General features: G+C 71.7%; 2 protein-coding genes. One reads left to right on the top strand and one right to left on the bottom strand.

Translation table 11 applies throughout. From position 1 onward, the window contains the following. The coding region (locus AB0J09_RS61295) for a helicase (protein ID WP_360713249.1) at positions 1 to 1,862 on the bottom strand (1,862 nt) is incomplete at its 3' end. A 344-nt stretch (positions 1,863 to 2,206) separates the two neighbouring features. On the opposite strand from AB0J09_RS61295, the gene AB0J09_RS61290 reads away from it, so the two are divergent. Beyond that, positions 2,207 to 2,882: ROK family transcriptional regulator (locus AB0J09_RS61290; RefSeq protein ID WP_360713248.1), on the top strand; the 676-nt coding region annotated here is incomplete at its 3' end.

Genomic DNA, 2,882 nt, shown 5'->3' with positions numbered 1-2,882 from the left:
TCGGCGCCCAGCGGCTCCAGCAGCGCGTCAGGCACCACCACGGCGACCTTGCCGCCCTCCCCGACCTCGGCCTTGGCCAGCTCCGGCAGCGCCGACAGCGGCGCCGACCACGGCTCCACGCCTGCTTCGCGCACAGAGGTCGGAGCCCGCAACGCGGGGTCGATGGTGGCCAGGACGCGGGCGGCCACCGCCATCAGCTCCACCGGCGTGCGGTAGTTGACGGTGAGCCGCTCCTGCCGCCACCGCCCGGCCACGTACGGGTCGAGGACCTCCTCCCACGACCGCGCCCCGGCGGCCGACCCGGTCTGCGCGATGTCCCCGACGATGGTCATCGACCGCGTCGGGCACCGCCGCATGACCGCCCGCCACGCCATCGGCGACAGCTCCTGCGCCTCGTCCACGATCACGTGTCCGTAGGCCCACGTGCGGTCGGCCGCGGCGCGTTCGGCGGTGGTGAGGTAGGGGCCCTCGCCGCGCTGGCGCTCGGCCAGGCGCTCGGCCTCCATGACGTCGGACAGCCCGGTCAGCTCCAGGACCTCGCGGGCGTAGGCGAGTTCGGCCTCGCGCTCGCGCTCCTCGGCCTGCCTGGCGGCGGCCAGCTCCTCTTCGGCCTGCATCGCGGTGGCGCGCAGCACCTGTTCGTCGATCTCGCCGAGCAGCTCGGCGGCCTCGTCCAGCAGCGGCACGTCCGACTCGGTCCACTCCCCGCCGTCGCGCCGCAGCAGCGCGCGTTCCTCCGGGCTCAGCCCCGAGGCCGCGTACCCGAGGCGCTCCGGGGAGCCGTACAGGCCGAGCAGGAGCCGCTGCGGCGTCAGGTACGGCCACAGCCGGTTGAGCGCGGACTTGACCACCGGCTCAGTGCGCAGCTCCTCGCGCAGATCGGCCAGCTCCTCCTCGTCGATGAGCCCCTTGCCGATCTTGCGGGCCTGCTGCCTGGCCAGGGCGTTGAGCAGCGAGCGCACGAACACGGCGCGGGCCTGGTTGTGCGGGCGGCGGGACCGGGTGGCCTTGTTCCTGGCGGCCTCGAGCATGGACTGGTCGATGGTGAGCGTGATGCGCCCGATGGTGAGGTCGACGGGTTTGCGCGGCACCCGCTGCCGGTCGCGCACGGCCTTGGCGATCACCTCGGCCATGCGCAGGTCGCCCTTGAGCGCGGCCACCTCGGGGCGTTCCCTGGCGGCGGCGGTCACGCCGGGGTACAGCTCCCCGACCGTGGACAGCAGCACGTCGGTCTCGCCCAGCGAGGGCAGGACCTGCTCGATGTAGCGCAGGAAGGTGAGGTTGGGCCCGAGGATGAGCACGCCGCGGCGCTCGAGGCGTTCGCGGTGGGTGTAGAGCAGGTACGCGGCGCGGTGCAGGGCCACGACGGTCTTGCCGGTGCCGGGGCCGCCCTGCACGACCAGCACGCCGTTCAGGTCGCTGCGGATGACGCGGTCCTGCTCGCCCTGGATGGTGGCGACGATGTCGCGCATGCGGCCCGTGCGCCGCTCGTCGAGCGCGGCCAGCAGCGCGGCCTCGCCGTTGAGCGTGGCGCGGTCGTCGTCGGTGAGCGAGTCGAGGTCGAGCAGGTCGTCGTCGACGACGACCACGGTGCGGCCCTTGGTCTGCAGGTGGCGGCGCCTGGTCACGCCCATCGGCGCGGCCGGCGTGGCGCGGTAGAACGGCTGCGCCACCGGCGCCCGCCAGTCGATGAGCAGCCGCATCTGCTCGTCGTCGGTCATGCCGATCTTGCCGATGTACAGCCGGCCCTCGTCGACGTGATCGAGGCGACCGAAAACCAGGCCGCGCTCGACCGCCCAGAGCCGCGCGAGTCTGGTGGCGTACATCTCGGCGAACGTGTCGCGCTCCGACCTGTTCTGCATCGTGCCGACGGCCCCCGCGGCCAGGACCTCCTTGAGCTGTCGCTGGGTACGCTCGCGCAGCTCGTCGAGGCGGTCGTAGAGTCGGGTGACGTACGCCTGCTCCCTGGCGAGCTCTGTTTGACGAGTTGCCGCCTGACCATTATTGTGGTTAATGGGACACTCCGGGCCATTCTGCTTGTTGTTACGACAAACGACGACATTAGCATGCCTGTAGAGGCACTCCCATCTCTTTCCTCCCGATCCCCTCCTGTTACGTCTTGGTCTCACCCCTTGACCGGCACGGGCCAACTCCTTATGTTCCGAGTTAGGAAACTTTCCTAACTCGCTAGCAAGGAGATCCATTCGTGAGCGGTCCGGTCCCGGGGACCCCTAGTCTGCTACGCGCCATCAATGATCGCGCCGCCCTGCAGGCCCTCCTCGAACGCGGCCCGCTGACGCGCCCCGAGATCGGCACGCTGACCGGGCTGTCCAAGCCGACAGCATCTCAACTGCTCTCCCGGTTGCAGGAGGCGGGGCTGGTCGTGCTCGACGGCATCAGGGAGGGCCTGCCCGGGCGTACGGCCGAGGTCTACCGCATCAACCCGGCGGCGGCGTACGTGGCCGCGCTCGACGTCACCCCGGACCGGATCGAGGCCAAGGTGGCCGACATCACCGGCGCGATCGTCGGCGAGCACACGCTGCCGACCCCGCGCCGGCCCCACGGCGAGCTCGTGGACCGCCTCGACGCCGCCCTGCGGGGCGCGAACCCGCCGGACAAGCTGCGCAGGGTCGTGATCGGCGTGCAGGCCGCGATCGACCCGTCCACCGGCAGGCTCGGGTACGCCGCGGCCAAGGACGTGCCCGGCTGGCAGATCCCCGACCTGGTGCCCGCCCTCAGCGCGGGCCTGGGCGTGCCGGTGGACGTGGAGAACAACGTCAACCTCGTCGCGCTGGCCGAGCAGGCGCACGGCGCCGCCCAGGGCCATCAGGACTTCGTGCTGCTCTGGGCCGACGAGGGCATCGGCGCGGCGATCGTGCTGG

The sequence above is a fragment of the Nonomuraea sp. NPDC049784 genome (assembly GCF_040659615.1).
Lineage (GTDB): Bacteria > Actinomycetota > Actinomycetes > Streptosporangiales > Streptosporangiaceae > Nonomuraea.
The sequence above is the reverse complement of the archived record's forward strand: the minus strand, read 5'-3'. Positions and strand labels throughout refer to the sequence as shown.